This window comes from Xanthomonas sp. NCPPB 1132 (assembly GCF_056629235.1).
Genome location: NZ_CM152819.1, coordinates 1,032,369 through 1,057,625, shown reverse-complemented (window position 1 = coordinate 1,057,625; position 25,257 = coordinate 1,032,369). Strand labels below are relative to the sequence as shown.

Below are 25,257 nucleotides of genomic sequence, written 5' to 3'. Positions count from 1 at the left end.
ACATGGGGAGGAGCCATCAGTCTCATTGATGCGAAATCAACGATAAATCCTGTTTTCTTCATATGTGTCATGCTTTTTTGCATGAATAGCAAAGGCATGGATCTCAACGCGGTGCGCATGCTGGTGCGCGTGGCCGAGGCGCGCAGTTTCACTGTCGCCGCCGGCCAACTCGGCGTCAGTCAATCGGGCCTGTCCCGCGCGATCGGCAGGCTGGAAGCGACACTGGGAGTCAAGCTGCTGCAACGCACGACCCGCAACGTCGGGCTGACCCCGGACGGGCGCCAGTTCGTCGAGCAGGTTGCGCCGCTGCTGGGCGGCCTGGACGAGGCCGAGCGGCAACTGGCGGACCGCTCCTGCACGCCGTCCGGCACGCTCAGGATCAGCGCGCCGTCGATGTTCGGCCGCAAGGTGCTGGTGCCGCTACTGGCCCCATTGCTGGCGCGATATCCGCAGTTGCGCGTGGAGACCGTGCTCAGCGACCGCCTGGTCGATCTGGTCGAGGAAGGCTTCGACGTGGCACTGCGCACCGGCCCTATCGCCGACAGGCGCATCGTCGCACGGCCGCTGCGGCCGCTACGTTGGGTGACCGTCGCCAGTCCCGCCTACCTGGCCGCACGCGGCGCGCCCGCCGATCTCGAGACGCTGCGCGATCACGCCTGCCTGGCGATCCGCAATCCGCGCAGCGGGCGCCTGGTGAACTGGCAGTTCCTGCAGGACGGGGCAACGCTGCGGATTCGCGCCGCCGGCACGGATGGTGTTCGACCACGGCGATCCGCTGGTGGAAGGCGCCATCGCCGGCATGGCCATCGTGCAGGTGATGGATTTCGCAGTGGCCGATGCACTGGCCGACGGACGCCTGCAACGTGTGCTGCAGGCATTCGAAGGCCGCAGCCGCACGCTGTCGATGATCTATCCGCCGTCACGGCAGCGCTCGGCCAAGCTACATGTGTTGACGGAAGCGCTGCTGGCCGGGAGCTGGTGAATCCGCTGCACCGCCGATGACACGGCAATGCGCAGCAGAGACGATGCACGCCAGGCGCATGCGGCCCGTCGCACTATGCCAGGGTCGGCACCGACATCCACGGAAACGCCTTGTAGCCTTGCACCCGCAAGGGCACACCAAGCCCAGCGAAATCGGCCGCGATCGCTGCGGCACGGCGACGGTCCAGTGCCTCGCCCACGGCCAGCGGCCCGGCGCGGCACGCTGCCAGCGCCTGGCCGATCGGCCACCCCAGCAGGCGTGCGACCTGCTGCGCCACCGGCTTCACGCGTTCGGACGGACAGGCCGCGAGCGTCAGATCGAACGTGGCGAAGATGCCGGGGCCCACGCCCAGCGCGCGGGCCGCCTCCCAGGCGTTTTCGTCCGCCTCGCCCAGGGCCTCGTCCACGCCCTCGACCTGCAGGAACGCGTCGTACTCGGCGTAGTGGGCCAACGCCTGCGCGTAATCCTGCAGCGTCGACAGCGGGCCTTGCCGCTTCTGCACGTCGAGCACATCGGCGAACGTCGCCGGTTCCAGGTAGGGCGCCAGGCCCAGCGCGCGCGCCGCCGCGGGCGGTGCGCCATCGTCACCGAAGGCAGTGGCTTCGTCGGGCGGCAACCAGAAGCGCGCCTGCAGCGGATCCTCGCCGGTGGCATGTACCCAGCCGAACGCCGCGTGTACGTGGCCCTCGTCGTTGCAGGCGGCAAAGGCGTCCAGCGTCTCGCCCAGGGTCAACAGCGGGATCATGCGGCGTCGGGCAGCAGCGTGCGGCAGCGCAGTCTACGCCAGGTGCCGACGTTGGAACCTGCGAGGCCCAGCACGACGCCGCTGACGTCACCTCGCCTTGCGCTGCGCGGCCCCGAGCGTCGACCGCCGCCCGCCCCATGCCGTTCGCGCCGGGCAGCGCCGCCGCCACGATGCGTACCCAGTGCAGTCGCCCCCTCGCTCCGCCACGCTGCGCTCGCCACGGCGGCCGTTCGACAGGCACTGAGCGCCGCGCCGCTCAGCATGCTGAAGCTGCGGCCACCGGCCTTCACACCAAGCTGAGCGCGTCCTGCGCACCCTCGGGCTTGACCGGTCCGCGCCGGCACCCCGCCCGCACCGGACTCCCCATGCTCATCCGCCTCGGCTACGAGATCCGCTACCGTTTCGCGCAGGCGACGCCGATGCTGGCGATGCTGGACATCCACGACAGCCGCCGCGACGACATCGTCGCCGCCACCGCCCTGCACAGCGTGCCGGCAGTGCCGCTGCACACCTATCGCGACGGCTTCGGCAATTGCTGCACGCGCCTGCAGGCACCCGCCGGCGCGCTGACCCTGCGTGCCGACGCGGTGGTGCGCGACAGCGGGCTGCCGGACCAGTATCGCTACGACGCCGCGCAGACCCCGGTGGAGCAGTTGCCCGACGACGCCCTGGTCTACCTGCTCGGCAGCCGCTACTGCGAGACCGACCTGCTCAGCGGCATGGCCTGGGAGCTGTTCGGCGGCACGCCGCCCGGCTGGGCGCGGGTGCAGGCGATCTGCGACTACGTGCATGCGCGCATCGCCTTCGGCTACGTCCATGCCTGCGCCACCAAGAGCGCGGCGCAGGCGCTGCAGGAAGGGCGCGGGGTGTGTCGCGACTTTGCGCATGCGGCCATCGCGCTGTGCCGCTGCATGAACATTCCGGCCCGCTACTGCACCGGCTATCTCGGCGACATCGGCGTCCCGGCATCGGACGCGCCGATGGATTTTTCCGGCTGGTTCGAGGCCTTCCTCGAGGGGCACTGGTACACCTTCGATGCGCGCCACAACCTGCCGCGCATCGGCCGCGTGCTGATCGCGCGCGGCCGCGACGCCGCCGACGTGGCGATCAGCACCACCTTCGGCGACAACGTCCTGGAATCGTTCGTGGTGTGGACCGAGGAGACCACGCAAGCGCAGCTCGACCCACGGCCTGCAGCGCCAGGTGCAGCCGCGGCGGCCGACTACGCGCCTGGCAACGTGCTGGCCTGCTGAGCCGCAGACCGGGCGCGCCGCGCAGGCGCCCCCGCGAACTCAGGCGAAGCCGTCGGTGGCGCGCACCAGCGCGTCGACGTTCTCGGCCTCGAACGCAGAATGGCCGGAGGCCGGCGTGATCTGCAGCGACGCCTTCGGCCAGGCCTTGGCCAGGTCCCAGGCGTTGGCCAGCGGGCAGACCACGTCGTAGCGGCCATGCACGATCACCCCGGGGATGTCGGCGATGCGGTGCGCGTCGCGCAGCAACTGATCCTCGACCTCGAAGAAGCCGCCGTTGACGAAGTAGTGGTTCTCGATGCGCGCGAACGCCAGCGCGAAGTGCGGGTCTTCGTGGCTGTCGACGAAATCGGCATCCACGTGCAGGAAGCTGGTCGCGCCCTCCCACACGCTCCAGGCCTTGGCCGCGGCCAGGCGGGTGGCCTCGTCGTCGCTGGTCAGGCGTCGGTGGAAGGCCGAGATCAGGTCCGCTCGCTCCACCGGCGGGATCGCCGCGACGTAGTGCTCCCATGCGTCAGGGAACAGGCGGCTGGCGCCTTCCTGGTAGAACCACTCCAATTCCCAGCGGCGTAGCATGAAGATGCCGCGCAGCACCAGTTCGGTGACGCGCTGCGGATGCGTCTGCGCGTAGGCCAGCGCCAGGGTCGAGCCCCAGCTGCCGCCGAACACCTGCCAGCGGTCGATGCCCAGGTGCGCGCGCAGCCGCTCGATGTCGGCGACCAGGTCCCAGGTGGTGTTGTCGACCAGGTCGGCATGCGGCGTGGAGCGGCCGGAGCCGCGCTGGTCGAACAGCACGATGCGGTACTTGGCCGGATCGTGGAAGCGGCGCATCTTGGCGTTGCAGCCGCCGCCCGGACCGCCATGCAGCAGCACCACCGGCTTGCCGTGCGGATTGCCGCACTGTTCGTAGGACAGGGTATGCCGTGCGTCCACCGGCAACATGCCGCTGTCGAACGGCTCGATCTCGGGATACAGCGTGCGCATGGCGCCTCCTGCAGGGAAACCCCCGATTCTACCCAGCGCGTGGCCTGGACTCGCAGACGAATGCGCCACGCCCCCTTGGCGCCTGGGGCGAATCGACGCGGCCGCTCGGCGCAGCGCGGGTCGCTTCACTGCACGGCGCGCACCGCGTGCCCGCCATCGGCAACGGTCGCGCGCGTCCCGCCAGACCTATCGCTCAACCAGCCAGCCACTGCCCCAGCGTGACCCGGTCGCGCGCTTCCAGATCTTGGTGAGTTGCCACCTGCGCGAAGCCGGCCGCGTCCAGCAGTGCGCGCACCGCCGCGCCCTGGTCCCAGCCGTGTTCCAGCAGCAGCCAGCCACCGGGCAGCAGATGCGCCGGCGCAGCGGCGACGATCCGGCGCAGATCGTCCAGCCCGTCCGGGCCGGATGCCAGCGCGCTGGCCGGTTCGTAGCGCAGGTCGCCCTGCTGCAGGTGCGGATCGCCATCGGCGATGTACGGCGGGTTGCTGGCGATCAGGTCGAAGCGCTGGCGGGCCAGCGGCGCCAGCCAGGCACCGTGGACGAAGGCGACGTTGCCCAGGCCGTGCGCGTGCGCATTGGCCTGCGCCACCGCCAGGGCGGCTGCACTGAGGTCGGTGGCCGTCACCTGCGCCTGCGGGCGCTCGCTGGCCAGGGCCAGGGCGATGGCGCCGCTGCCGGTGCCGAGGTCGGCGACACGCCGGCCCGGCGCCCCATCCAGCCGCTCCAGCGCCAGTTCCACCAGCCGCTCGGTGTCCGCGCGCGGGATCAGCGTGGCCGGCCCGACCGCCAGGTCCAGGGTCCAGAAGCCGCGCCGGCCGGTCAGGTAGGCCACCGGCTCGCCCTGCGCACGCCGCGCCAACAGGGCCTGGAACCCAGCGACCCAATCGCCGGGCAGCGGCTCGCGGGCGTGGGCGAACAGCCACGCGCGGTCGCGTTGCAGGGCGTGCAGCAGCAGGGCTTCGGCATCGCCGCGCTCGACCTGGGTGCAGGCCGCGCGCAGCAGGGACTCGGGGGTAGGCGCATTCATCGCTGTCACGATGACGCAGCGAGCCTGGAAAAGCCAACGTGGTAGAAGGAAACCACGCCTACGCGCCATGGGCGACTGACGCCGTTGCGCGGCAGTGCAGCAAAGAGCCAGGCTTGGAAATCGATAGAGGAAACCTATCTATTCAATTCCATCAATCGATTTGAGGGATCTATCGGTGCCCCCTATCATTAGCCTCGTTCCATCCCCCGACCCCTATTGCAACCACGAGGAAACTCCATGTCGTCTTTGATCAACACCCAGGTCCAGCCGTTCAAGGCCAACGCCTACCGCAACGGCGAATTCATCGAAGTCACCGACGCGGACCTGAAGGGCAAGTGGTCGGTGCTGATCTTCATGCCGGCCGCCTTCACCTTCAACTGCCCGACCGAAGTGGAAGACGCCGCCGAGCATTACGCCGAGTTCCAGAAGATCGGCGCCGAGGTCTACATCGTCACCACCGACACCCATTTCTCGCACAAGGTGTGGCACGAGACCTCCCCGGCGGTGGGCAAGGCCCAGTTCCCGCTGGTCGGCGACCCGACCCACCAGCTGACCCGCGCCTTCGGCGTGCACATCGAGGAAGAAGGCCTGGCCCTGCGCGGCACCTTCGTGATCAACCCGGAAGGCGTGATCAAGACCCTCGAGATCCACGACAACGCGATCGCCCGCGACGTCACCGAGACCCTGCGCAAGCTCAAGGCCGCGCAGTTCGTCGCTTCGCACCCGGGCGAGGTGTGCCCGGCCAAGTGGAAGGAAGGCGAGAAGACCCTGAAGCCGTCGCTGGACCTGGTCGGCAAGATCTAAGCCGCCCGCGCTCCCATCTCCGCCTTGCGGCGGGGGTGGGGGTGAACCGCAGCCGGCATCGCGCGCCGGCGCCGGCTGCGGTTCATCCCTCCTCCCTCTTCGCAGCGCGCTGCTCCGGCAGCTCGCTTCTCCCTCGCTTTGCCCAACGTCAGGAGTCCGCCATGTTGGATGCCGATCTGAAAACCCAATTGAAGGCCTACCTGGAGCGGGTCGTCCGGCCCATCCACATCACCGCGTCGGTGGACGATGGCGCCAAGTCGCGCGAGATGCTCGACCTGCTCGAGGACCTGGTGCTGCTGTCGGACAAGATCACCCTGGACGTGCACCGCGACAGCGGCGAGCGCGCGCCCTCGTTCGCGCTGAACAGCCCGGGCCAGGACATCCACCTGCGCTTCGCCGGCCTGCCGATGGGCCACGAGTTCACCTCGCTGGTGCTGGCGCTGCTACAGGTCGGCGGCCACCCGTCCAAGGCCACCGCCGAGCTGATCGAGCAGGTGCGCAACCTGCCCGGCGAGTACTGCTTCGAAACCTATTTCTCGCTGTCCTGCCAGAACTGCCCGGACGTGGTGCAGGCGCTGAACCTGGCCGCGGTGCTGAATCCGAACATCCAGCACGTAGCGATCGACGGCGCGCTGTTCCAGGACGAGGTCGAGGCGCGGCAGATCATGTCGGTGCCCACCGTCTACCTCAACGGCGAAGTCTTCGACCAGGGCCGCATGACCCTGGAGCAGATCGTGGCCAGGCTCGACACCGGCGCGGCCAAGCGCGATGCGGCGGCGATCGCGGCCAAGGCGCCGTTCGACGTGCTGGTGGTCGGCGGCGGCCCGGCCGGCGCGGCCGCGGCGATCTACGCCGCGCGCAAGGGCATCCGCACCGGCGTGGCGGCCGAGCGCTTCGGCGGCCAGGTGCTGGACACCATGGCGATCGAGAACTTCATCTCCGTGCAGGAGACCGAAGGCCCGAAGATGGCCGCGGCGCTGGAGCAGCACGTGCGCCAGTACGACGTGGACATCATGAACCTGCAGCGCGCCGAGCAGCTGGTGCCGGCCGGCGCCGACGGCCTGGTCGAGGTCAAGCTGGCCAACGGCGCGTCGCTGAAGAGCCGCACGGTGATCCTGTCCACCGGCGCGCGCTGGCGGCAGATGAACGTGCCCGGCGAAGACCAGTACCGCAACAAGGGCGTTGCCTACTGCCCGCACTGTGACGGCCCACTGTTCAAGGGCAAGCGTGTGGCGGTGATCGGCGGCGGCAACTCCGGCGTGGAAGCGGCGATCGACCTGGCCGGCATCGTCAGCCACGTCACCCTGGTCGAGTTCGACAGCAAGCTGCGCGCCGACGAAGTCCTGCAGCGCAAGCTGCGCAGCCTGGGCAACGTCGACATCCTGGTCAACGCGCAGAGCACCGAGGTGCTGGGCGACGGCCAGAAGGTCACCGGCCTGGTCTACAAGGACCGCGTCGGCGGCGATGTGCACCGCGTGGCGCTGGAAGGCATCTTCGTGCAGATCGGGCTGCTGCCGAACACCGAATGGCTGCAGGGCACGGTGGCGCTGTCGCCGCGCGGCGAGATCGTGGTCGACGACCGCGGCCAGACCTCGCTGCCGGGCGTGTTCGCCGCCGGCGATGCCACCACGGTGCCGTACAAGCAGATCATCATCGCCATGGGCGAAGGCTCCAAGGCGGCGCTGAGCGCCTTCGACCACCTGATCCGCCACAGCGCACCGGTGACCAGCGGCAGCGTCGCCGAAGCGGCCTGATTCGCCCCGTCCCGCGCCGCACTGCCGGCGCGGGACCAAGGCGCGCGGCCTGCCCATCTGTCTCGCCGCCATCTGCGCCAGACGCTCTATGCTGTGACCCTGCGCCACCTCCCGCCGCTGCGTCCCGAGGACCCCGTCGATGAACCTGCGTGATCTGAAATACCTGGTGGCGCTGGCCGATCACAAGCATTTCGGGCGTGCCGCCGCGGCCTGCTTCGTCAGCCAGCCGACGCTGTCCACGCAGATCAAGAAACTCGAGGACGAACTGGGCGTGCCGCTGGTCGAGCGCGCTCCGCGCAAGGTCATGCTGACCCCGGCCGGGCGCGAGGCGGCCAGCCGCGCGCGCGGCATCGTCGCCGAGATCGAGCAGATGAAGGAGGCGGCGCGGCGCAGCCAGGATCCGGAAGCCGGCACCGTGCGCCTGGGCATCTTCCCCACGCTCGGCCCGTACCTGCTGCCGCACGTGATCCCGCGCATCCGCGAGCGCTTCCCGCAACTGGAACTGCTGCTGATCGAAGAGAAGAGCGACGTGCTGCTGACCCGCCTGCGCGAAGGCCGGCTGGACGCCGCACTGCTGGCGCTGCCGCTGCACGACGAGCAGTTGCACGCCGAATTCCTGTTCGAGGAACCGTTCGTGCTGGCGGTGCCCGAGCAGCATCCGCTGGCGCGGCGGCCGACCCCGCTGACCCTGGAGGAACTGCACGCGCAACGCCTGCTGCTGCTCGAGGATGGGCATTGCCTGCGCGACCAGGCGCTGGACGTGTGCCATCTGTCCGGCGCGCTGGAAAAGGCCGAGTTCCAGGCCACCAGCCTGGAGACACTGCGGCAGATGGTCGCCGCCAACGTCGGCGTGACCCTGTTGCCGCTGCTGGCGGTGCAGCCGCCGGTGGCCAACCCGCCGAACCTGCGGCTGCTGGCGTTCGCGCCCGACGGCGGACCGAGCCGGCGCATCGCCATGCTGTGGCGGCGCAGTTCGGCGATGGGCGCATTCCTGCAGCAACTGGCGCACCTGTTCGGCGCGCTCCCCGAAGACCTGTTCACGCTGCCGGCGCAGGCGCCGCTGTCGAGCCAGGCGCCGCGCCAGGTGGCCTGAGCGGGGCAGACCCGGCCACGGCGTCGCATCGGCGCCGGCTTGCTTGCACAATGGCAACAGGGGGCGGCACGGTGCCGCCCCCGTGCGTTGTGCCATCCAACCGGAGCCTGTCCATGACCTCGCAACACCACAGCGGCCTGCCGCCCTCGTTGATCGTCTCCAGCCGCGATTTCGCGCGCCTGGAAGCCCTGCTCGATTCCCCTGCCTTGCACCAGCACCCGGCCGCGCTCGCGCTGGGCGCAGAACTCGACCGCGCCACCGTCGTGGCGCCGGAGCAACTTCCTCCCGGCATCGTCGCCATGCATTCGCGCGTGGAATGCGAAGACGAACTGCACGGCGAACGCCACCAGCTGACCCTGGTCTATCCGCACGAAGCCGATGCCGCGCATGCGCGCATCTCGGTGCTGGCCCCGGTCGGCAGCGCCCTGCTCGGCCTGGCCGTGGGCCAGTCGATCGACTGGCAGGCGCCCGGCGGACGCCCGCTGCGCCTGCGCGTGACCGCGGTGCAGCGCGCCGACGACGACAACGCGCGCGCAGCGCGTTAACGTGCGCGGCCCTATCCTTGTTCCCACTCGTTTCCGAGAGATACCGATGACCTCTTCCGCCCCCTCCAAGCTCGCCCAGTTGCGCGAGTTGTCCGTGGTCGTGGCCGATACCGGCGACTACGACGCGATCAAGCGGCTCAAGCCGGTGGACTGCACCACCAACCCGACCCTGGTGAAGAAGGCGCTGGACCTGCCGGTCTATGCCGACCTGATCGACGAGGCGCTGGCCTGGGCGCGTAGCCAGGACGGCGACCACGCCGCCCTGGTCGACGAGATCGCCGATCGCCTGACCATCGGCGTCGGCGCCAAGCTCAGCGCGCTGGTGCCCGGCCGCGTGTCCACCGAAGTGGACGCCGACCTGGCCCACGACACCGCCGCCACCATCGCCAAGGCGCACAAGTTCATCGCCATGTACGCCGAGCGCGGCATCCCCAAGGACCGCATCCTGATCAAGGTCGCCGCAACCTGGGAAGGCATCGAGGCCGCGCGGCAGCTGCAGAAGGACGGCATCGACTGCAACCTGACGCTGATCTTCAACCGCACCCAGGCCCTGGCCTGCGCCGAGGCCGGGGTATTCCTGATCTCGCCGTTCGTCGGCCGCATCCTCGACTGGTACGTGGCCAAGGGCCAGACCCCGGCGACCATCGACGAAGACCCAGGCGTGCAGTTCGTGCGCGGGGTCTACGACGAGTTCAAGCGGCGCGGTTCGCAGACCGTGGTCATGGGCGCCTCGTTCCGTTCCACCGCGCAGATCGAGGCGCTGGCCGGCTGCGACCGCCTGACCATTTCGCCGGACCTGCTGGAGAAGCTCGACGCCGACCATGGCCCGCTGCCGCGCAAGCTCTCGCCCGGCCAGGCCGACGGCGCCAAGATCGAGCCGATCGACGCCAAGCGCTTCGCCGCCGACCTGGCCGCCGATCCGATGGCCACCGAGAAGCTGGCCGGCGGCATCGACACCTTCGCCAAGGACCTGCAGACCCTGCGCGACACGATTCGGCAGAAGTTGGTCGGCTGAGTGTTGCCTGCACCCCAAGCGCGGTGATGCTGCGCTTGGGGTGCGGGGAATAGGGAAACGGGAATGGGGAATCGGGAAAAGCGAGTCCCCGTTTTTCTGCTGTCTCCTGATCGATTCGATGACGTCTGCACGCGGTTGCACTGCGCGAGCGCGAAGGTGCACGTCCCCGCGAACGCCGAAAACAGACTAGGAGCAGCGCACATCACCTGCGGCACGTTCGTAACAGCGTTGGCGCGGCCGCAACTTTTCCCGGGCTATGCTGCGCGCCCGAGTGCAGAGGCAAGGCAATGGCAACGATCGCAGTGGTGATGGTGGACGGCGTGGCGGACTGGGAGATCGGCACCATCCTGCCGGCGGCGCGGGCCTGGTTCGGCGACACGATCCAGATCGCCAGCATCGACGGCAAGCCCATCACCTCGATCGGCGGACTCGACCTGCACCCCACCCATGCGCTGTCGGACCTGGCGCCGCTGGATGCCGACCTGTGGCTGCTGCCCGGCAGCGACCGCTGGCAGGCCGGCGAGATTCCGGGCCTGAGCGCGTTGCTGCAGCAGCGCCTGGAGGCCGGCCGCGGCGTCGCGGCGATCTGCGGCGCGACCCTGGCCCTGGCCTATGCCGGCCTGCTCGATGCCCGCCCGCATACCAGCAACTCCGGAGCCTTCCTGCGCGAGCACGCCGGCGTCTATGCCGGCAGCGCGCACTACCAGGAACGCCGCGTGGTCAGCGCCGGCGGCCTGATCACCGCACCGGGCACGAGCCCGGTCAGCTTCGCCGAGGCATGCCTGCGCCTGCTGCACCCCGAACGCGAGGAGCAGATCGCGCAGATGCGGCAGATGTTCGCGGCCGAGTTCGTCTAGCGCGGCCAGTGCCACCTGTCATGCAGACGGCGGCGGCACGCCGTGACTACACTTGTCGCCACACCATGCAACCCGCCATCGGCGGCTGCGCGCGGCGTCGCGGTCGATCCGCGGCGGGCGTGACGTAACGGCGCTCACGCACACCCGCGCGCCGGCAGGGTGCTGCCACGGCCTGGATAGGAGAGAGTGCATGCGCGGATGGATGGCGCGTTGTTTGTTTTCGCTGACGCTGGCTGCCGCCAGCGCCACCGGCATGGCCGCCACGCCGGCACCGACCCGGGTCGCGATCCTGGGCGTGGAGCACGCCGCGCAACTGGTCTCCGAGCGCGACCAGCCGGGCGTGCTTGCCGCGTTCCTGGAGCACCTCGCGCCGGATGCGATCTGTCTCGAGCGACCGCCGGAGCAGGCGGCGCGCGGCGACTATTACGAGTACACCTACGAGGTGCAGGGCGTGATCCTGCCATACGCCGCGGCGCATCCGGTCGCCCTCTGTCCGATCGACTGGATGCCGCCGGTGGAGGACGCCAGGCTCGGCTTCGGCGTGGACCTGGACACCCCGCTGGAACTGCGCCGCGAGCAGGGCTTTCAGGGCTTCCTGTCGTTCCCCGACAAGGCCGCCCTGCAGCGCGACTTCTTTGCGGCGGATGCGGCCGAGAACGTGGCCGCGGTGCAGAAGTGGGCGCAGACGCCGGCGCCGCGGGCCGACCAGGACCTGCCGCGACGCCTGTACCTGTACCGCACCTTCCTGCAAGCCCAGCGCATCCGCGCCGCAGCGCTGGCGCACCCGGGCAAGACCGTGCTGGTCGTGGTCGGCTATTTCCACAAACCGGACCTGGAAGCGATCCTCGCGCACGATCCGGCGATCGCGTTGGTCAAGCCCTCAACGCTGGGGCGCCCGGCGGCGGACGCGGTCGAGCGCGCCACCACCGCGACGCAGCGCGCGGCTATCCTCGCCTTCAACCTGCTCGGCACCCAGGCCGACACCGGCAACGTCGATTGGGCGTGGATGGGCCGCGTCCTGGATGCCTACGCGGCCGACGCACCAGCCGCCGAAACGGCGCTGTTGCAGACGCGCCTGGCGCTGCTGAGCGGCCGCATTGCACCGGCCGAGGCACGGCGGCGCTACGCACGGCTCGCCGAGGACACCCCAGTCGAACTGGCGTTCGGCTGGACCGGCGTGCAGGACCGCACACGGGTGGATTCCTTCTTCGATCCCTTCGGCAACCTGACGGTGCGCCAGCGCGCGACGCTGGAACTGGCGCGGACCGACTACGCGCTCAGCCGCAGCCGTGACGGCGACGCAGCGATCGAACGGCTCAAGGCCGAGCTGTCGCCACGCAAGGCGCTGCAACTGTCCGGCTATGCGGCGCGGCTGCGGCCGGCCGCCGCGAGCACGCGCGATCCGCGTGCCGCGAAGTAACGGGCTCGCGCCAAGACGTCACCCGCGGTCGCGGTGCCCCCCGATGGCGACAGCATCCTGCGCACACCATGCGCAGATGCGCCCGCTCAGGCCTCCAGCCCGATCGGGCAACTCACCCCGGTCCCGCCCAGGCCGCAGTAGCCGCCCGGGTTCTTGGCCAGATACTGCTGGTGCTCGTCCTCGGCGTAATAGAACGGCGGCGCCGGGAAGCGGATTTCGGTGGTGATGGGGCCGTAGCCGGCGGCGTCCAGGCGCTGCTGGTAGGCATCGCGGCTGGCCAGCGCGGCGGCGTACTGCGCCTGGGTGGTGCAGTAGATCGCCGAGCGGTACTGGGTGCCGGTGTCGTTGCCCTGGCGCATGCCCTGGGTCGGGTCGTGGCTTTCCCAGAAGGTCTGCAGCAACTGCTCGAAGCGCACGGCCTGCGGGTCGAACGCCACCAGCACCGCCTCGGTGTGGCCGGTCTGGCCCGAGCAGACCTCGCGATAGGTAGCATTGGGCGTCTCGCCGCCGGCGTAGCCGACGGCGGTGCTGAACACGCCCGGCAGCGACCAGAACTTGCGTTCGGCGCCCCAGAAGCAGCCCAGGCCGAACTGCACCTGCTCCAGGCCGGCGAAGGCGTCGCGCAACGGATGGCCGTTGACGAAGTGGCGGTTGTGCAGCGGCAGCGGCTGCGCGCGTCCCGGCAGGCTCTCGCCCGGACGCGGCAGGCGCTGCTTGAAGGCACCGATTCCCAACATGGCACGGACTCCTGGCAACGACGGCGATGCACTGTGGATGGCGCTGCCGGAGTCCGCTTTCAAGTGCGCCGCACCACCGCGGCGGCACCAGGCGCGCCGTTCACTTTGTGACAGCGCTGGCCGTCGCGGCGGCGACCGGCTCCGGCATCGCCGAGCTGTGGTGGTTGATGATTAGCCAGCGCCCGTCGCGCTTTTCGTAGACGAAGGTGTAGCGCGCCTGCACCTGGCGGGTGCTGCCGTCGGGATTGTTCAGGGTGAAGGTGTAGACGCCGGCATCGACCGCACTGTCGTCGTCGAGCAGCCGCACCTGGCGGTAGTTGATGGCGCCACGCGGCTTGGCGGCGAGGAAGTGGCTGAAGTAGTCCTCGATCTCGGCGCGGCTGGCGCGCACCTGGTTGGACACGGTGGGCAGCAGCACGCCGTCGCGGGCGTACAGGTCGGCCACGCGCTGCGGATTGCCGGTGGCCAGCGCCGCGTTCCAGCGGTCGAACAGGCCGGCGATCTCGCGTTCGGCGCTGCTGGCCGGCGTCGCCGGCTGGCCGTCGTAGTGCATCGCCGGCGCGGCCAGCGCGGTGGAGGTGGTGGTGGTCAGGCCCAGTGCCAGGGCGAACAGGATGCGACGCATGGGAAGTCTCCGTGTGCTGAGGGGATGCCGTCTCGGGGCGAAGCGAGTATTGGCGGCGGCGGCTTGCGCAACATCCGCCGGGCGGCATATCCTCGAATATGCCGTTCGGCATATCGGAGACGCACGCGTGCATAGCCCCTCCAATGCAGGCCAGTGGCGTGAAGCGCTGCGCCGCGACGCCGCCGACGCCGCGCGCTGGCAGGCGGTGGCCGCCGCCGCCGCGGCGCTGCGCGAGGCCGGCGATGCCGCGCAGGCCGCCACGCACGCGCTCGTGCCGGCCAGCGTCCTGGTGGCGGCCCCGCACGCCGCCGTGCTGGCGGTGCGCGGCGCCCGCTGCCTGGTGCTGGCCAGCCAGGGCGATGCGTTGCCGCCGGGCGCCAGCGTCGCTGTCGAGGCGCCAGCGCATGCGTGGCGCCTGCGCTGCCATGCCGCCGCCGAGGCCGAGGCCGGCGAACTGTGCCTGTCGATCGCCGCGCTGGGCGTGCCGCTGGGCACGCTGTGCCTGGGCTGGGACGCCCGCACCGTCCCGGCGCCGGAAGACGTGCAGGCCCTGTCCGCGATCGCCGCGCTGCTGGCACCGCTGGCGGCCGAACCGCCGCGTCCGCCGCGGCGACGCAAACCGGCGCAGGCCGACCGCCTGGCCGTGCTCAGCGCGCGCGAGCGGCAGGTGCTGGCGCTGCTGTCGCGCGGCCTCACCAATGCCGCGCTCGGCGCCGAGCTGGGCATCAGCGCCGGCACCGCCAAGGTCCACGTCGAACGCATCCTGCACAAGCTGCAGGTGGCCGACCGCACCCAGGCCGCAGTGGTCGCGGTGCAGGCGGGGGTGGCGCTGTGAGGGCGCTGGCGCGGCGCTGGAACGACTGGCCGCTGACCCGCAAGAGCCTGGCGCTGGTGGCGCTGCCGCTGTTGCTGCTGGTGGCGGCGCTGGTGGCGATCTACAGCGTGGAGCGGCAGAACATCGCCGCCGAGAACGACGTGCGCCGCACATTGCAACTGCTCAGCGACCTGCACGAGGCGCATGCGCTGCTGGCCGAGACCGCCGCCGGCGTGCGCGGCTACCGGCTGGTGCGCCAGGACGCGTTCCTGACCCCGTACCGCGACGCCGAGCCGCGGCTCAAGACCGTGGTGCAGCGCCTGTCGCAACGCATCACCGATCCGCGCCAGGCGCAGCGCTTCGCCCGCATCCAGCCGCTGTTCGAGGAGAAGATGCAGGGCTGGCGGCGGCTGCTGGCGCCGGACCTGAGCCGCGAGGAAGAGATCCGCCAGCTGCGCGAGGGCAAGGTCACCCTCGACATCCTGCGCGCGGAACTGCGCGAGCTGCGCAACTACGAGACCGCGCAGCTGCAGGTGCGCACTGCCAAGGCGCAGGCACTGCGCCAGCGCAACCTGCTGATCACCCTGTGCGCAGCAATGCTGGGCGGGCTCGGCGCGGTGCTCGCGGTGGCCTGGTTCGCCTCGTCGCTGTCGCGCCGCCTGCGCCAGCTCTCGGCCAACGCCGACCGCCTCGGCGACGGCCGGCCACTGGCGCCGCAGCCGCCGGCCGGCGACGAACTGGGCCAGGTGGCGCAACGCCTGCAGCAGGCCAGCACCCTGCTCGCGGCGCGCGCCGAGGAAGCGCAGTCGGCGCGCCGCGAGGCCGAGAGCGCCAACCGCGCCAAGACCGAATTCCTCTCGCGCAGCAGCCACGAACTGCGCACCCCGCTCAACGCCATCCTCGGCTACGCGCAGTTGCTGGAGATGGACCTGCCGGGCGCGGCGCAGCGCGATCACCTGCAGCACATCCTCGGCGCCGGCCGGCACCTGCTGGGGCTGATCACCGAACTGCTGGATATCGCCCGCATCGAGGCCGACCAGCTCGACCTGAGCCCACGCCCGGTGCCGGTGCGCACCGCGCTGGAAGAGGCGCTGGGGCTGGTCGCGCCGGAGGCGCAGGCGCGCGGCATCGTGCTGCGGCCACCGCAACTGCCGCCGGAATGGACGGTGCGCGCCGACCCGCAGCGGCTGCGCCAGGTGCTGATCAACCTGCTGTCCAACGCGATCAAGTTCAACCGCCCGGGTGGCGCGGTGTGGGTGAGCGCCGTGCCCGAAGGCCAGTCCCTGGCGCTGACCGTGCACGACCAGGGCCACGGCCTGACGCCGGCACAGGTGGAACGCTTGTTCACGCCGTTCGAGCGCCTCGGCGCCGAGCGCTCGGCGATCGAAGGCACCGGCCTGGGCCTGGCGCTGAGCAAGCGCCTGACCGAGGCGATGGGCGGGCGCATCGCCGTGGACAGCGGCCCGGACGGATCGCGGTTCACGATCGCGCTGCCGCTGGACCGGCCGCAGGCCGCGGCGCAGCCGGACCTGGCCGTGGCGACGACGACGGCGGGCGGGGGACATCGCCAGTTGCTGAGCGTGGAAGACAACCCGTCCAACCAGGCGCTGATCCGTACCCTGGTCGAACGCCGCCCGCACTGGCGCCTGCACGAGGCCGCCAGCCTGGCGCAGGCGCACGCGCATCTGCAGCAGGCCACGCCGGACCTGATCCTGCTCGATCTGCACCTGAGCGACGGCAACGGCGAGGAGCTGCTGCAGGCGCTGCGCGCGCAGCCGCACACCGCAGCGATCCCGGTGGTGGTGGTCAGTGCCGATGCCACCGCGACCACGCTGGCGCGCGTGCAGGGCGATCCGGTGTGCGCCTACCTGACCAAGCCGCTGGACGTGGCCGACTTCTTCTCCGTTCTGGACCGACACCTCGCATGACCCGCAACGATGTCCTCGCCGCGCGCATCCTGATCGTCGACGACGAACCGGCCAACGTCCGCCTGCTGGAGGAACTGCTGCAGCGCGAAGGTTTCCGCCAGGTGGTGGCGACCACCGACCCGCAGCGGGTGCTGGGGCTGGTCGCCGCATTCGCGCCGGACCTGATCCTGCTCGACCTGATGATGCCGGAGCTGGACGGCTACGCGATCCTGGAGCAACTGGCGCGGCTGGCCGGCCCGTCCAGCTTCCTGCCGGTGATCGTGCTCACCGCCGACCCCAGCCGCAGCGCACGCCACCGCGCCCTCGGCCTGGGCGCCAAGGATTTCCTGACCAAGCCGCTGGACACCTTCGAAGTGGCCCTGCGGGTCTGGAACGTGGCCGAGACCGTGGTGCTGTTCAAGCGACTGCGCGGCCTGGCCGTGGCCGATGCCGCGCCGCCGGGCTGGTCGACGAGGGGCGGAGATTCGGGATTGGGGATTGGGGATTCGTAGAAGCGGGAGTGCTTGCCGTTACGAATCCCCAATCCCGACTCCCCAATCTCGGCCCCACCCCTACATCGCCCGCGTCACCTGGCCGCCCAGGCCCAATGCCATCAGCACTTCCTGGGCCTTTTCCAGCAGTTCGTCGGCCACGCAGACCTGGACCACGCCGAACGGCAGTTCGCCGGCGCCGCCAAGCAGGGCCTCGCCGAACACGAAGGCGGTGATGCCGGCGTCCTCCAGCGCGTGCTTGGCCAGGTGCGCATCGATCAGCTGTTGGGCGCGGTAGGCGATCTGCATGGCGGCGCCCTCAGCCGTACACAGCGACATTGGCGACGGCACGGGAGACGCGCCGCACGCTCGCAGACAGGGTCTGGGCGCCGATAACGAGGCTGAGCAAAGGCATGGCGCGTTCTCGCAAAGGGAGATCGGCAGAGTACGCTGGAGACGCCGGTCGCAGCCAGCCGAACCGAGCCCCCAGCGTCAACAAACGTCAACATAGGGTCAACGTTTGTTGACCCGAGTAGACTGTTGCGCACCCAATTTGTTGACGCGCGCATGTCCGACACCCCCGCCACCGACGCCTCCGCCCCGGCCGAGAAGAAAGACTTCATCCGCCAGATCGTCCGCGATGACCTGGCCAGCGGCAAGCACACGGCCATCCGCACCCGCTTCCCGCCCGAGCCCAACGGCTATCTGCACATCGGCCACGCCAAGGCGATCTGCCTGGACTTCGGCATCGCCGCCGAGTTCGGCGGGCGCTGCAACCTGCGCTTCGACGACACCAACCCGGCCAAGGAAGATCCCGAATTCGTCGCCGCGATCCAGGACGACGTGCGCTGGCTGGGCTTCGACTGGGCCGAGCTGCGCCATGCCTCTGACTATTTCGAGGTGTACTACCTGGCCGCCGAGAAGCTGATCCGCGACGGCCACGCCTTCGTCTGCGACCTCTCCGCCGAGCAGGTGCGCGAATACCGCGGCACCCTCACCGAGCCGGGCCGCGACTCGCCGTACCGCACCCGCAGCGTCGAGGAGAACCTGGACCTGTTCCGGCGCATGCGTGCCGGCGAGTTCCCGGACGGTGCGCGCACCCTGCGCGCCAGGATCGACATGAGCAGCGGCAACATCAACCTGCGCGACCCGGCGCTGTACCGGATCAAGCACGTCGAGCACCAGAACACCGGCAACGCCTGGCCGATCTACCCGATGTACGACTTCGCGCATTCGCTGGGCGATGCGGTGGAAGGCATCACCCACTCACTGTGCACCCTGGAGTTCGAGGACCACCGCCCGCTGTACGACTGGTGCGTGGACAAGGTCGACCTGGCCGGCCACCCGGAACTGCTGCAGCCGCTGCTGGACAAGGGCCTGCCGCGCGAGGCGGCCAAGCCGCGGCAGATCGAGTTCTCGCGGCTCAACATCAACTACACGGTGATGAGCAAGCGCAAGCTGACCCAACTCGTCGCCGAAGGCCTGGTCGACGGCTGGGACGACCCGCGCATGTACACCCTGCAGGGCCTGCGCCGCCGCGGCTACACGCCGGCCGCGCTGCGCCTGCTGGTCGACCGCGTCGGCATCAGCAAGCAGAACTCGGTGATCGACTTCTCGGTGCTGGAAGGCTGCCTGCGCGAAGACCTGGACGCGCATGCCGCGCGGCGCATGGCGGTGATCGAGCCGCTGAAGCTGGTGCTGAGCAACCTGCCCGAGGGCCACAGCGAAACGCTGACCTTCTCCAACCATCCCAAGGACGAGGGCTTCGGCACGCGCGAGGTGCCGTTCTCGCGCGAGCTGTGGATCGAGCGCGAGGACTTCGCCGAAGTCCCGCCCAAGGGCTGGAAGCGGCTGGTGCCGGGCGGCGAAGTGCGCCTGCGCGGCGCCGGCATCGCCCGCGTCGACGAAGTGATCAAGAACGACGCCGGCGAGATCGTGGAACTGCGCGGCTGGCTCGACCCGGAATCGCGCCCGGGCATGGAAGGCGCCAACCGCAAGGTCAAGGGCACCATCCACTGGGTCAGCGCCGCGCACGCGGTGGAGGCGGAGATCCGCCTGTACGACCGCCTGTTCTCGGTGGAGAAGCCCGACGACGAGTCCGACGGCAAGACCTACCGCGACTATCTCAATCCCGCCTCCAAGCGCAGCGTGCGCGGCTACGTCGAACCCGCCGCCGCCCAGGCCGCGCCGGAGCAGGCGTTCCAGTTCGAGCGCACCGGCTATTTCGTCGCCGACCGCTACGACCACCGCGCCGACGCGCCGGTGTTCAACCGCAGCGTGACGTTGCGCGATACCTGGAGCAGCGGCCAGGGCGGCGCCTGACGCAGTGCGCGTGCTGTCCTCGCGGCCGCACGCGCAGCGCCCCGCATGGGCCAGCGCCGGCCGATAGCGGCGCCTGGTCTCCGCACCGCAGCTGGCACGCACCGCGATGAAACGCTTGAAGCGTCCGTAGGAGCGGCTTCAGCGGCGACGGGACTGACCGGAAACCCAGGGTCGCGGCTGAAGCCGCTTGTGTCAAATAAGGGTCTATCGTTGTAGGTGAGAGCGGAGTGCGGCAGGCCGTTTAGCCGCAGTGCCAGCAAGCACGAGTAGGAGTCAGCGCCGCCGCACTCCGGTTCTCCTGCCTGACAAGCCCGAACAGTTGCCCGAGTGACGAGCTCGAACTCCACAAGCATGGGCATCGGCAGGAGCGCTCTCGTCCATGAGTCTACTGCGGAGAACGTCTATGCGGCGCCATGTCGGGATCGATGTATCCAAGGCCGAGCTGGTCATTCATGTCCTGCCGGACGAGCAGGCCTGGACCCAGCCCAATACGCCACAGGGGCAGCGTGCGCTGGCCCAACGTCTGGCTGGGATGGACTGCGAGCGGATCGTGCTGGAAGCCAGCGGTGGGTACGAACGTGCCGTGCTGCAAGTGTTGCGGCAGGCCGATCTGCCCGTGGTGCGGATGCCCGCCGATCGTCCGCGCAAGCTCGCCCAGGCCTTGGGCCTGCATGCCAAGACCGATGCCCTGGACGCGCGCCTGCTGGCCATCGCCGCCCAGCACATCCCGACCACCCCCACGCCCGTGGTGCCCGGGCACCAGCAGTCTCTTCGCGAACTGCTGGACCTGCGTGCCACCCTGGTGAGCCAGCGTGATGCCCATCGGCGGCGCCTGGAGCACATCACCAGCGCCAAGGTGCAACACCGCTGCCGAGAGGTGATCGCCCTGCTGAACCAGCAGATCCAGACGTTGACGCAGGAGATCGGGCAGCAGGGCAAGACCTGCTCGAGCCTACCCAAGGTGCCTGGGCTCGGCACGATCCTGCGCGCGGTTCTGGCCGCGCGGCTGCCAGAGCTGGGCACGCTGCCGCCACGCAAGCTCGCTGCCATGGTCGGGCTGGCCCCGTTCAATCACGACAGCGGCTGCTGGAAAGGCCAGCGCCGCATCAAAGGTGGACGTGCCGACGTGCGGCGCGTGCTGTACATGGCCACCTGGGCCAGCATCCGCGCCAAATCCCCCTTGGCCAACACCTACGCACGTCTGCGCGCAGCGGGCAAGCCGGCCAAGGTCGCCATCGTCGCCTGCATGCACAAGTTCCTGCGCTGGCTCAATGCCATCGCGCGCGATCAGGCCCCGTACGCTCCTCCTGTCATCGCAGGTGCATGACAGTTGACTCCTACGACGACAGCGCAACACGCGGCTGTTGCGAATCTCGAATCTCGAATCCCGAATCCCGAATCCCGCCCTTCCCCCGCCACCGCCCGCGCGCTAGCGTAACGGGCATGTCCCCCGCCCCATCCCTGAGCCTGCGCAGCTACGGCCGCGACGGCGCCGCCCATCAGCACGACCACGTGCAGTTGGTGCTGCCGTTGCACGGCTCGATGGAACTGGAGGTGGACGGCCGCGGCGGCTATCTGGACCGTTTCCGCGCCGCGGTGGTCGCGCCGCAGACCCGGCATGCGCAGTGCGCGCTGGACGCCAACCGCTTCCTGGTCGTCGATTGCACAACCGATACCTTTGGCGACGATGCACTGGAGCGCCTGCGGCGACAGCCATTCCTCGACCTGCCCCCTCCCCTGCAGGATCTGCTCGCGACCCAGGCACCGCATCCACACCTCGCGATCGCCCATGCCGATGCCGGCGCCGCCGTGCTGGCCTGGCTGCAGGCAGACACCGCGCCACGCGGCTGGCAGCGGCTGCAGGCGCTGTGCCGCCGCATCGAGGCCGCGCCCGGCCAGGACTGGCCGGTGCGGCGCATGGCGCAGGTGGCGCACCTGAGCCCGAGTCGCCTGCACGCGCTGTTCCGCGCTGCGTTCGGACGCACGCCGCAGGACTGGGTGGCGGCACGGCGGCTGGACTGGGTGCGCCGACAGCTGGCGCATGGCAACCGGCCGATCGCCGCCCTGGCCCAGGACAGCGGCTATGCCGACCAGAGCGCGCTGACCCGCGCGCTCAAGCGCAGCACCGGGCAGACCCCGTCCGCCTACCGCCGCCGTCATCGCCAGGCGCCAGGCGCCAGGACAGGAGTCTGGGACAAGCCGGCCGCTGCCGGCGCCGGCATGCTGAGCCGTCACGGCTGACACGGCCGATACGGAAACGAACGCATGCGCGAACGTCTATGGGCAGGGGTCGGCAGCGGCATGGTCGCGGGCGCGCTGTGGGGCCTGGTGTTCCTGGCGCCGCAATTGCTCAGCGCCTTTTCGCCGCTGCAATTGGCCATCTCGCGCTACCTGGCCTATGGCGCCATCGCCGCCGTGGTGCTGCTGCCGCGCTGGCGCGCCGCCGCCGCGCCGCTGGGCGCGGCCGAATGGTGGGCGCTGCTGCGTCTGAGCCTGCTCGGCAACATCGTCTACTACGTGCTGCTGGGCAGCGCGGTGCAGTGGGCCGGCGGCGCCGCCACCGCGCTGATCATCGGCCTGCTGCCGGCGGCGGTCACCGTGATCGGTTCGCGCGCGGCCGGCGCGGTCCGCCTGCGCCGGCTCGCCGCGCCCTGCGCGCTGTGCGTGCTCGGGGTGGCGCTGGTCGCGGTGCAGACCCTGGCCGAGGCGCGGCCGCACATTCCGGCCAGCCTCGGCCTGCGTGCGGCGGGACTGGCCTGCGCGGTCGGCGCGCTGGCGTGCTGGACCGCCTATTCGATCAAGAACGCGCGCTGGCTGCGGCGGCGCCCGGACCTGTCCGGCCGCGACTGGTCGCTGCTGACCGGCGTGGTCACCGGCGCGCTGGCCCTGGGCCTGGCGCTGCCGGCGTTCGCGCTGGCCGGCACGCCACACGCCGGCCCCGAGTGGATGCGCTTCTGGGGCATGGCGCTGGTGCTGGCGCTGTTCGCTTCGGTGATCGGCAACGCCTGCTGGAACCACGCCAGCCGGCTGCTGCCGCTGACCCTGGTCGGGCAGATGATCGTGTTCGAGACCGTGTTCGCGCTGCTGTACGGCTTCCTGTGGGAGCAGCGCTGGCCGACCGCGCTGGAACTGCTGGCGATCGCCTGCCTGCTCGGCGGCGTGCTGTGGTGCACCCTGGTGCATGCGCGGCCGCAACCCGCCGTGCGCGAAGCCAAGCCCGGTTAAGCGGCGCTGCCTAGACTTTGCGCAGGTCCTCCCACGGGAATCGCGCCATGCACACCGTCCTGCACCGTTGCTGCCCCGCCCTCGCGCTGGTCTTCGCACTCGCCGGCTGCAGCAACGCTTCCACCGCACCTTCCCCCGCGACACCGGACTCGGCCGTCACCGCCAGCGCACCGATGGCAACCGGCAAGTGCGACGCCGTCCCCGACCATGCCTACGACCTGCCGGCCGGGCGCTTCGATGAGGTGTCGCAGCAGCTGGCCCACGCCACCGGCTGCATGGTCGTGTACCGCGATCCCAGCCTGGCGTCGCTGCCGGTCAACGCGGTGCAGGGACAGGTCAGCATCCGCCAGGCGCTGCACCAGGCACTGGACGGCACGGCGTTGCGGATCGCGCAGGAGAACGCGGACACGCTGACGGTCGTGCGCCGCTGAGCCGGCGGCGGCGCAGGGATTGCTACCATGGCCGCACTCCACCGCACGGAAGGTCGCCATGTCCCGCCATTTCGCGTCGATGCTGTGTTCCCTGTGCCTGCTCGCCGGCATGCTGCTGTCCAGCGCCTGCGCGCGCAGCGAAACCGCCAAGCCGGCGGTGCCGGCGCCGGCGCAAGCGGCATCCGCACCGGGCCTGCCGATCAAGGTCGACACCAGCTGCCGCACCGATGCCGACTGCACGATCAAGAACGTCGGCAACTGCTGCGGCGCGATGCCGGCCTGCGTCAACCGCGACAGCCCTACCGATCCGCAGGGCGTGATGGCGCAGTGCCAGGCCAGCGGGCGCATGAGCGTGTGCGGCTCGCCCGCGATCGCCGGCTGCTCGTGCGTGGCCGGGCAATGCAGCGCGCGCCCCGCGCAAGCCGATACACTGCGCGCCCCCCAGCCTGCCGAACCCGTCCGCTGATGCTCTACGCGCAAGTCCACCTCACCCTGCCCGCCTGGATCCACGACGCGGTCGATCCGCAGGCCGTCTACGCCAGCGACGCCGACAAGGTCGCGCTGGCGGTGGAACTGTCGCGGCTGAACGTGGACGCCGGCAGCGGCGGCCCATTCGGCGCGGCGGTGTTCGGCCCGGACCACCGCATCATCGCCGTCGGCGTGAACCGTGTGGTGCCGCAGACCACATCGCTGGCGCATGCCGAGAACATGGCCTACATGCTGGCCCAGCAGCGCCTGCAGACCCCACGGCTGAACGCGGTGCTGTCGCCGGTGACCCTCGCGACTTCCTCGCAGCCATGCTGCCAGTGCTACGGCGCCACCATCTGGGCCGGCATCGACCGCCTGCTGATCGGCGCCAGCGCCGAGGACGTGATGGCGCTGACCCCGTTCGACGAAGGCCCGCTGCCGGCGGACTGGGTGGGCGAACTGCAGCGCCGCGGCATCGAGGTGGTGCGCGGCCTGCACCGCGACGCCGCCTGCGCGGTGCTGCGCCGCTACGGCGAACTCGACAGCCCCCGCTACTGACGCCGCCGGCGAAGGCTTGCCCATGTCCTCCGAGAACGGCCCGCTGGTCCATGGCCTGCTGTGCTACTGCCGGCCCGGCTTCGAACCCGAACTGGCGGCCGAGCTCAACGCCCGCGCCGGCGAGGCCGGGCTGGCCGCCTACGCCCGCACCGAGCGCAACAGCGGCTATGCGCTGCTGCTCAGCGACACCGCGGTGCCGGCGCAGGCGTTGCCCTGGCGCGGGCTGATCTTCGCCCGGCAGAAGCTGCAGTTGCTGGCCGAACTGCGCGAGCTGCCGGCCAGCGACCGCATCGCGCCGATCCTGCAGGCACTGGCCGGCCAGCCGCGCTTCGGCGACCTGTGGGTCGAACATCCGGACTCGGACGCCGGCAAGCCGCTGTCGGGCCTGGCGCGCAGCTTCGGCAACGCGCTGCGCCCGGCGCTACGCAAGGCCGGCCTGCTCAGCGACAAGCCGCAGCCGCGGCTGCCGCGCCTGCACGTGTGCTTCGTGACCGGCACCCACGCCCTGCTGGCGGTGGCCGACAGCGAAGACAGCGCGCCGTGGCCGCTGGGCATTCCGCGCCTCAAGCTGCTGCCGGAGGCGCCCTCGCGCTCGGCGCTGAAACTGGAGGAAGCGCTGCTGGCGCTGCTGACCCCGCACGAGCGCGAGACGCTGCTGCGTCCGGGCATGCGCGCGGCCGACCTCGGCGCCGCCCCCGGCGGCTGGACCTGGGTGCTGACCCGCCAGCACCTGCACGTGACCAGCGTGGACAACGGCCCGCTGCGCCAGCATGTGCTCGACAGCGGCCTGGTCGACCACCTGCGCGCCGACGGCTTCCACTGGAAACCGCCGCAGCCACTGGACTGGATGGTCTGCGACATGGTCGAGCAACCGCGCCGCGTCGCCGAGCGCATGGCCACCTGGTTCCGCGAGGGCTGGTGCCGGCACGCGATCTTCAACCTGAAACTGCCGATGAAGAAGCGCTGGGACGAGACCCGGCTGTGCCTGGACCTGTTCGCCGAGCGCGCCGAGCGTCCGCTGCAGTTGCGTGCCAAGCAGCTCTACCACGACCGCGAAGAGATCACGGTGCTGGCGATCCCCGGCTGAGCGGCCGCGAGCATCCGACCCGTTTCTTCGTAGGAGCGGCTTCAGCCGCGACAGGCTTTCCCGGGGACGCCTGTCGCGGCTGAAGCCGCTCCTACGAAGAGCGCATTGGCTCCGCC

General features: G+C 70.5%; 25 protein-coding genes and 1 pseudogene. 20 read left to right on the top strand and 6 right to left on the bottom strand.

Annotated elements, in window-relative coordinates; genetic code table 11:
* Positions 1–96 precede the first annotated feature (96 nt).
* Positions 97–982, top strand: a pseudogene (locus AC1G9L_RS04615) (LysR family transcriptional regulator).
* 73 nt (positions 983–1,055) lie between these two features.
* On the opposite strand, the gene AC1G9L_RS04610 reads toward AC1G9L_RS04615, so the two are convergent.
* Positions 1,056–1,727, bottom strand: a complete 672-nt coding sequence (locus AC1G9L_RS04610; protein ID WP_019801056.1) for a DUF7716 domain-containing protein — start codon at positions 1,725–1,727, stop codon at positions 1,056–1,058.
* A 365-nt stretch (positions 1,728–2,092) separates the two neighbouring features.
* Here AC1G9L_RS04610 and AC1G9L_RS04605 point away from each other — a divergent pair, with 365 nt between their 5' ends.
* A complete protein-coding gene (locus tag AC1G9L_RS04605) occupies positions 2,093–2,980 on the top strand; it encodes a transglutaminase domain-containing protein (RefSeq protein WP_019801057.1) in 888 nt (295 codons plus the stop codon).
* 39 nt (positions 2,981–3,019) lie between these two features.
* Here AC1G9L_RS04605 and pip read toward each other — a convergent pair whose 3' ends face one another.
* The gene (pip, locus tag AC1G9L_RS04600) at positions 3,020–3,961 is read right to left on the bottom strand and encodes a prolyl aminopeptidase (protein WP_019801058.1); all 942 of its coding nucleotides are present in this window, start codon (positions 3,959–3,961) and stop codon (positions 3,020–3,022) included.
* Positions 3,962–4,154: 193 nt separating this feature from the next.
* Positions 4,155–4,988 carry a peptide chain release factor N(5)-glutamine methyltransferase gene (gene prmC / locus AC1G9L_RS04595; RefSeq protein ID WP_481070366.1) on the bottom strand — a complete coding sequence of 278 codons (834 nt, stop codon included), beginning with the start codon at positions 4,986–4,988 and terminating at the stop codon, positions 4,155–4,157.
* Between the two features lie 237 nt (positions 4,989–5,225).
* On the opposite strand from prmC, the gene ahpC reads away from it, so the two are divergent.
* The 7 genes from ahpC to AC1G9L_RS04560 all read left to right on the top strand — a co-directional run bounded on the left by ahpC (position 5,226) and on the right by AC1G9L_RS04560 (position 12,476).
* Positions 5,226–5,792 carry an alkyl hydroperoxide reductase subunit C gene (gene ahpC, locus AC1G9L_RS04590; RefSeq protein ID WP_010341941.1) on the top strand — a complete coding sequence of 189 codons (567 nt, stop codon included), beginning with the start codon at positions 5,226–5,228 and terminating at the stop codon, positions 5,790–5,792.
* Between the two features lie 161 nt (positions 5,793–5,953).
* Positions 5,954–7,546 carry an alkyl hydroperoxide reductase subunit F gene (ahpF, locus tag AC1G9L_RS04585; protein WP_481070365.1) on the top strand — a complete coding sequence of 531 codons (1,593 nt, stop codon included), beginning with the start codon at positions 5,954–5,956 and terminating at the stop codon, positions 7,544–7,546.
* A 139-nt stretch (positions 7,547–7,685) separates the two neighbouring features.
* A complete protein-coding gene (locus tag AC1G9L_RS04580) occupies positions 7,686–8,639 on the top strand; it encodes a LysR substrate-binding domain-containing protein (RefSeq protein WP_019802013.1) in 954 nt (317 codons plus the stop codon).
* A gap of 113 nt (positions 8,640–8,752) precedes the next feature.
* The gene (gene rnk, locus AC1G9L_RS04575) at positions 8,753–9,184 is read left to right on the top strand and encodes a nucleoside diphosphate kinase regulator (RefSeq protein WP_019802012.1); all 432 of its coding nucleotides are present in this window, start codon (positions 8,753–8,755) and stop codon (positions 9,182–9,184) included.
* A 46-nt stretch (positions 9,185–9,230) separates the two neighbouring features.
* Positions 9,231–10,199 (top strand): transaldolase, encoded by a 969-nt coding sequence (gene tal, locus AC1G9L_RS04570; RefSeq protein ID WP_019802011.1) that lies wholly within the window; start codon positions 9,231–9,233, stop codon positions 10,197–10,199.
* 287 nt (positions 10,200–10,486) lie between these two features.
* The gene (locus AC1G9L_RS04565) at positions 10,487–11,056 is read left to right on the top strand and encodes a type 1 glutamine amidotransferase family protein (protein ID WP_481070364.1); all 570 of its coding nucleotides are present in this window, start codon (positions 10,487–10,489) and stop codon (positions 11,054–11,056) included.
* 190 nt (positions 11,057–11,246) lie between these two features.
* The gene (locus AC1G9L_RS04560) at positions 11,247–12,476 is read left to right on the top strand and encodes a hypothetical protein (protein WP_481070363.1); all 1,230 of its coding nucleotides are present in this window, start codon (positions 11,247–11,249) and stop codon (positions 12,474–12,476) included.
* A gap of 86 nt (positions 12,477–12,562) precedes the next feature.
* Here AC1G9L_RS04560 and msrA read toward each other — a convergent pair whose 3' ends face one another.
* Both msrA and AC1G9L_RS04550 read right to left on the bottom strand, forming a co-directional pair.
* On the bottom strand, positions 12,563–13,213 hold the full coding sequence (msrA, locus tag AC1G9L_RS04555; protein WP_019802008.1) for a peptide-methionine (S)-S-oxide reductase MsrA: 651 nt from the start codon (positions 13,211–13,213) through the stop codon (positions 12,563–12,565).
* 100 nt (positions 13,214–13,313) lie between these two features.
* On the bottom strand, positions 13,314–13,838 hold the full coding sequence (locus AC1G9L_RS04550; protein ID WP_481070362.1) for an SgcJ/EcaC family oxidoreductase: 525 nt from the start codon (positions 13,836–13,838) through the stop codon (positions 13,314–13,316).
* A gap of 127 nt (positions 13,839–13,965) precedes the next feature.
* On the opposite strand from AC1G9L_RS04550, the gene AC1G9L_RS04545 reads away from it, so the two are divergent.
* The 3 genes from AC1G9L_RS04545 to AC1G9L_RS04535 are packed head-to-tail and all read left to right on the top strand — an operon-like array spanning position 13,966 to position 17,071.
* On the top strand, positions 13,966–14,673 hold the full coding sequence (locus AC1G9L_RS04545; RefSeq protein WP_481070361.1) for a helix-turn-helix transcriptional regulator: 708 nt from the start codon (positions 13,966–13,968) through the stop codon (positions 14,671–14,673).
* Positions 14,670–16,580: an ATP-binding protein gene (locus tag AC1G9L_RS04540; protein WP_481070360.1), complete on the top strand. Its 1,911-nt coding sequence runs from the start codon at positions 14,670–14,672 to the stop codon at positions 16,578–16,580. Before AC1G9L_RS04545 ends, AC1G9L_RS04540 begins: the two co-directional genes overlap by 4 nt.
* A complete protein-coding gene (locus tag AC1G9L_RS04535; protein WP_019799250.1) occupies positions 16,577–17,071 on the top strand; it encodes a response regulator in 495 nt (164 codons plus the stop codon). The genes AC1G9L_RS04540 and AC1G9L_RS04535 overlap by 4 nt, the downstream gene beginning before the upstream one ends.
* Positions 17,072–17,131: 60 nt before the next feature.
* Here AC1G9L_RS04535 and AC1G9L_RS04530 read toward each other — a convergent pair whose 3' ends face one another.
* On the bottom strand, positions 17,132–17,359 hold the full coding sequence (locus AC1G9L_RS04530) for a putative signal transducing protein (RefSeq protein ID WP_019799251.1): 228 nt from the start codon (positions 17,357–17,359) through the stop codon (positions 17,132–17,134).
* A gap of 258 nt (positions 17,360–17,617) precedes the next feature.
* On the opposite strand from AC1G9L_RS04530, the gene AC1G9L_RS04525 reads away from it, so the two are divergent.
* The 8 genes from AC1G9L_RS04525 to rlmM all read left to right on the top strand — a co-directional run bounded on the left by AC1G9L_RS04525 (position 17,618) and on the right by rlmM (position 25,141).
* Entirely contained in the window at positions 17,618–19,372 is a 1,755-nt protein-coding gene (locus AC1G9L_RS04525) for a glutamine--tRNA ligase/YqeY domain fusion protein (RefSeq protein WP_019799252.1), read from the top strand.
* Positions 19,373–19,775: 403 nt separating this feature from the next.
* Positions 19,776–20,699, top strand: a complete 924-nt coding sequence (locus tag AC1G9L_RS04520; protein ID WP_481070359.1) for an IS110 family RNA-guided transposase — start codon at positions 19,776–19,778, stop codon at positions 20,697–20,699.
* Positions 20,700–20,815: 116 nt separating this feature from the next.
* Positions 20,816–21,613, top strand: a complete 798-nt coding sequence (locus AC1G9L_RS04515; RefSeq protein WP_481070358.1) for a helix-turn-helix transcriptional regulator — start codon at positions 20,816–20,818, stop codon at positions 21,611–21,613.
* Between the two features lie 24 nt (positions 21,614–21,637).
* Entirely contained in the window at positions 21,638–22,597 is a 960-nt protein-coding gene (locus tag AC1G9L_RS04510) for a DMT family transporter (RefSeq protein ID WP_481070357.1), read from the top strand.
* Positions 22,598–22,644: 47 nt separating this feature from the next.
* The gene (locus AC1G9L_RS04505) at positions 22,645–23,028 is read left to right on the top strand and encodes a secretin and TonB N-terminal domain-containing protein (protein ID WP_019801494.1); all 384 of its coding nucleotides are present in this window, start codon (positions 22,645–22,647) and stop codon (positions 23,026–23,028) included.
* A 58-nt stretch (positions 23,029–23,086) separates the two neighbouring features.
* On the top strand, positions 23,087–23,494 hold the full coding sequence (locus AC1G9L_RS04500) for a hypothetical protein (RefSeq protein ID WP_010340018.1): 408 nt from the start codon (positions 23,087–23,089) through the stop codon (positions 23,492–23,494).
* A complete protein-coding gene (locus AC1G9L_RS04495; RefSeq protein WP_010340017.1) occupies positions 23,494–24,054 on the top strand; it encodes a nucleoside deaminase in 561 nt (186 codons plus the stop codon). Before AC1G9L_RS04500 ends, AC1G9L_RS04495 begins: the two co-directional genes overlap by 1 nt.
* A gap of 22 nt (positions 24,055–24,076) precedes the next feature.
* Positions 24,077–25,141 carry a 23S rRNA (cytidine(2498)-2'-O)-methyltransferase RlmM gene (gene rlmM / locus AC1G9L_RS04490; protein ID WP_481070356.1) on the top strand — a complete coding sequence of 355 codons (1,065 nt, stop codon included), beginning with the start codon at positions 24,077–24,079 and terminating at the stop codon, positions 25,139–25,141.
* Positions 25,142–25,257: the final 116 nt, after the last annotated feature.

Excerpts from the sequence above, each read along its gene's own strand:
- AC1G9L_RS04500 (WP_010340018.1), top strand. The coding sequence starts at position 23,087 with ATGTCCCGCCATTTCGCGTCGATGCTGTGTTCCCTGTGCCTGCTCGCC.
- AC1G9L_RS04605 (WP_019801057.1), top strand. The coding sequence starts at position 2,093 with ATGCTCATCCGCCTCGGCTACGAGATCCGCTACCGTTTCGCGCAGGCG.
- ahpF (WP_481070365.1), top strand. The coding sequence starts at position 5,954 with ATGTTGGATGCCGATCTGAAAACCCAATTGAAGGCCTACCTGGAGCGG.
- AC1G9L_RS04560 (WP_481070363.1), top strand. The coding sequence starts at position 11,247 with ATGCGCGGATGGATGGCGCGTTGTTTGTTTTCGCTGACGCTGGCTGCC.
- AC1G9L_RS04525 (WP_019799252.1), top strand. The coding sequence starts at position 17,618 with ATGTCCGACACCCCCGCCACCGACGCCTCCGCCCCGGCCGAGAAGAAA.
- prmC (WP_481070366.1), bottom strand. The coding sequence starts at position 4,988 with ATGAATGCGCCTACCCCCGAGTCCCTGCTGCGCGCGGCCTGCACCCAG.
- rnk (WP_019802012.1), top strand. The coding sequence starts at position 8,753 with ATGACCTCGCAACACCACAGCGGCCTGCCGCCCTCGTTGATCGTCTCC.
- tal (WP_019802011.1), top strand. The coding sequence starts at position 9,231 with ATGACCTCTTCCGCCCCCTCCAAGCTCGCCCAGTTGCGCGAGTTGTCC.
- rlmM (WP_481070356.1), top strand. The coding sequence starts at position 24,077 with ATGTCCTCCGAGAACGGCCCGCTGGTCCATGGCCTGCTGTGCTACTGC.
- AC1G9L_RS04610 (WP_019801056.1), bottom strand. The coding sequence starts at position 1,727 with ATGATCCCGCTGTTGACCCTGGGCGAGACGCTGGACGCCTTTGCCGCC.
- AC1G9L_RS04580 (WP_019802013.1), top strand. The coding sequence starts at position 7,686 with ATGAACCTGCGTGATCTGAAATACCTGGTGGCGCTGGCCGATCACAAG.
- AC1G9L_RS04515 (WP_481070358.1), top strand. The coding sequence starts at position 20,816 with ATGTCCCCCGCCCCATCCCTGAGCCTGCGCAGCTACGGCCGCGACGGC.
- AC1G9L_RS04495 (WP_010340017.1), top strand. The coding sequence starts at position 23,494 with ATGCTCTACGCGCAAGTCCACCTCACCCTGCCCGCCTGGATCCACGAC.
- msrA (WP_019802008.1), bottom strand. The coding sequence starts at position 13,213 with ATGTTGGGAATCGGTGCCTTCAAGCAGCGCCTGCCGCGTCCGGGCGAG.
- AC1G9L_RS04505 (WP_019801494.1), top strand. The coding sequence starts at position 22,645 with ATGCACACCGTCCTGCACCGTTGCTGCCCCGCCCTCGCGCTGGTCTTC.
- AC1G9L_RS04535 (WP_019799250.1), top strand. The coding sequence starts at position 16,577 with ATGACCCGCAACGATGTCCTCGCCGCGCGCATCCTGATCGTCGACGAC.
- pip (WP_019801058.1), bottom strand. The coding sequence starts at position 3,961 with ATGCGCACGCTGTATCCCGAGATCGAGCCGTTCGACAGCGGCATGTTG.
- AC1G9L_RS04510 (WP_481070357.1), top strand. The coding sequence starts at position 21,638 with ATGCGCGAACGTCTATGGGCAGGGGTCGGCAGCGGCATGGTCGCGGGC.
- AC1G9L_RS04530 (WP_019799251.1), bottom strand. The coding sequence starts at position 17,359 with ATGCAGATCGCCTACCGCGCCCAACAGCTGATCGATGCGCACCTGGCC.
- ahpC (WP_010341941.1), top strand. The coding sequence starts at position 5,226 with ATGTCGTCTTTGATCAACACCCAGGTCCAGCCGTTCAAGGCCAACGCC.
- AC1G9L_RS04550 (WP_481070362.1), bottom strand. The coding sequence starts at position 13,838 with ATGCGTCGCATCCTGTTCGCCCTGGCACTGGGCCTGACCACCACCACC.
- AC1G9L_RS04565 (WP_481070364.1), top strand. The coding sequence starts at position 10,487 with ATGGCAACGATCGCAGTGGTGATGGTGGACGGCGTGGCGGACTGGGAG.
- AC1G9L_RS04520 (WP_481070359.1), top strand. The coding sequence starts at position 19,776 with ATGCGGCGCCATGTCGGGATCGATGTATCCAAGGCCGAGCTGGTCATT.